1 protein-coding gene is annotated in these 3,116 nt (G+C 52.0%); it reads left to right on the top strand.

The window, feature by feature from the left end; translation table 11 throughout:
- A partial coding sequence (locus HMPREF2955_RS08875; protein ID WP_305775578.1) for a toxin TcdB middle/N-terminal domain-containing protein occupies positions 1-3,116 on the top strand: 3,116 nt, incomplete at both ends.

Genomic DNA, 3,116 nt, shown 5'->3' with positions numbered 1-3,116 from the left:
GCTACGGGCTTTGGCCCGGCAAGTATCGGCTATGCCGTAAACAAAACGACCGACCAAAGCAAGAACAAAACCTATTTTCAGGATTTCAATGCCGACGGCCTTATTGACATCGCCCAAAATGGTACGGTCTATTTCAACCACAGCAATGGTAAGGATGTAAGTTTCAGCAGTACGAGTACCAATACGGGAAATCCCATTACGGGAAATGCGGCAAGCATAGACTCCACATTCCTTCCCGACTACAAGGCTATCCGTGATTCGTTGGGACGCGAATTTCCCTTGCACGATGCCGTTCGTTTATGGCGTGCCCCCTACGCAGGTATAGTGAAAGTGACTGGGGCGGTCAACAAACCATCTTCCCAAGGAGACGGTGTCAGTCTGAGTATGCAGCATAATAATGTCGTGTTATGGAAAGACACGCTTCTGCAATCGGGCAGTGTTACGGTACCGGCGAAGACCCTTTCCGTCCGTCCGGGTGACTATCTGCTCTTCCGCGTGAATGCAAGATGTTCGGGCATAGGCGATGTCGTGGAATGGGACCCCGGCATTGTTTATACTTCCATTGCGGTAGATGCCTACGCAGGTGAAGATTTGAAACATTATCGCAATTCGTCGGATTATGTGCCTGGCGAAATGTCTACTGCACCGCTTGCCATTGACGGCACGGTTTTCTATGAAGGAGGGTTTAATAAGCAAAAAACAAGCGACGATGTAGTACTCTCCATAGTCAAGACGGATAAAACCGGCACACAAACGGAAATAGACCATCTTCTTTTGCCAGCCGATACCGTGCTTACGGGAAAGTTCGAGGGCAATTTCCAATCTTCCGTTGTGGATAGTGCCACGGTAAACTTCATCATCAAGACAAACAGCCCCATCAACTGGCAGCACATCAGCTGGACGCCCGTGTTCCGTAGTGATACTACCAAATACGCGCTTGCTCCGCAACGCCTGATGTTCAATAAAAACATTGTAGCTGCAAAGGATACGCTTGTACATGTCGTTGCAAGCGATTCCACTTGGGGTGAGAGGTTGGTCTTCGTGCCCGATCTAAAGGTAAGCCGTTCTTCAGATAAAGACACAGCGCCCGCCACAGTCCATCTCACGTTGAAAGATGAAACGGGTTCACTGCTTTACCGCAAGGATTACACGATGTCGGGAAACAATCGCCTGCAAGGAGACAGTATAGCCGTGAACGGCGTCTCCCTTATCCCGCATCTTTCAGCAAAGAGAATGCAAGTGAGTTTTTCCGTCCTCAATGAACTGGATAATGCCCCCATCGCACGGCTACTTGTCCTTCGTGACTCCATTCTTTACACCGTGGGGACGGACGGGGAGAAGCATGAGGCAGGGCGCAGGCTGGTACGCGTGGATTCCATTCCGGCATCCGTGTTCTCCAGTTTCAACCGTTTTGACCATGGACCGCTCTACAAAGGTTGGGGACAGTTTGCATGGAACGGTAATGCGAAGGGAGAACCCATCAGGACCGATGAGATGAGGGCCTCTGACCATAACGACTACATCAAGGATGGGAAAATCGATGAAGGGGCCGTTGAGAAAAATACGCTCGATATCAACAAGCAGAAATTCTTCACGATGGCATATAGTTCCACAACAGGAAAGTATGTCAGTGCCACAGACAGTGTGTATATAAAAGTCGCAATGATGCGTGCATCGCGATTGGGTGAAGATGAAATCGTCGTTGACTCCATCAACTATAACCTGAACGGGGAAGGACTTTCTGCGCCTGTGCAGATGACGGAGTCGACAAGCAAGGGCAAGACCTTCTCCTTGGGATTTTCGTTGGGCGTCAGTCTCGGAGTAAATAAGAGCAACACCAAGCAAGAGTCTTATACCACGGTGTCCGCAATGGATCTGAACGGTGACGGTTATCCTGACTGGATTCGTGAAAATGACGGTAAGATCAGAGTACAGCTTACTCATCAGATCGGTACGCTCGGTGACGGGCAAGACTATGATGTGGAGCCCTCAATGTCTTATGGAGAATCGGAAAACACAGGCGGGGATGCCGGACTCAGCATGAATCCCGACAGTTATAAGCTTTCCAACTTCCAAGATAAACTGCAAAAGGCGAAAGCCTCTTTCGCTAAGAGCGTGGCCAGCCTGCAACAGACTGGGCGGCTGGGTAAGAATGCCGAGGGGGCAAGCTTTAGCGGCAACGTCTCGGAAGGGGCTTGCAGCGCCAGCGGCAATTTCTCAAGCGGGACGTCGGAATCCGTACGCGACTGGGGGGACCTTAACGGCGACGGACTGCCCGACATGGTATCCAAGGGGCAGGTACGTTATAATCTGGGATATTCTTTCACCGAGGTCATGCCCTCAGGTATCAATGCCGTCGAACACAGTTCGAACAACAACTACGGTGACGGGCTGGGCGTATGCATCCCCATTCTCGGCCTGTTCAACATCTCGGCAGGGCAGAACGATACGGGGAGCCTCACTTCCGGCAAGGGTGCATTCCATGACGTGAACGGCGACGGGCTGCCCGACTTTGTGGAACAGGACAGCAAGGGCGACTTGAAAGTCACCCTGAATACGGGCAGCGGCTTTGCCGCACCTGAAAGGTTGCAGAAGAAATCGGAGCTTTCCGGCAACATGGGCTCTTCCGTGGCCATATACGCCAGCACCGCCTATACGATTCGCATCCCCCTTCCGTTCGGCTTTGTCATCAACATCACACCGAGCATACAAGGTTCGCATAGCGAAAGCATCAATCGCACGACTGCGGCCTTGATGGACATAGACGGCGACGGCTTGCCCGATCTCGTTTACAGCGACAGCGAAAACAGCATGACGGTCCGTCGTAACCAAACGGGGCGCACCAACCTTCTCAAGGGTGTGACCCTTCCTTTCGGCGGACACGTTGCCGTAGAATATAAGCAGACAGAATCGAGCTATAACATGCCCGGCCGGCGTTGGGTGATGGCATCCGTGGAGACCACGGGTGGCTATGCCGAGAACGGAGCCACCAAGATGCGCAACGAGTTTGAGTATGAAGGTGGCTATCGCGATCGCCGAGAACGTGACTTCTATGGTTTTGAGAAGGTTACTACCAAGCAGATAGACACGCAGAACGGCAATGCCGTTTACCGCAA

Source organism: Prevotella sp. HMSC073D09 (genome assembly GCF_001814145.1).
In the GTDB taxonomy this organism is placed as follows: Bacteria; Bacteroidota; Bacteroidia; order Bacteroidales; family Bacteroidaceae; genus Prevotella; species Prevotella conceptionensis.
Note: the sequence above shows the minus strand (reverse complement) of the source record. Positions and strands in the feature narration are given on the sequence as shown.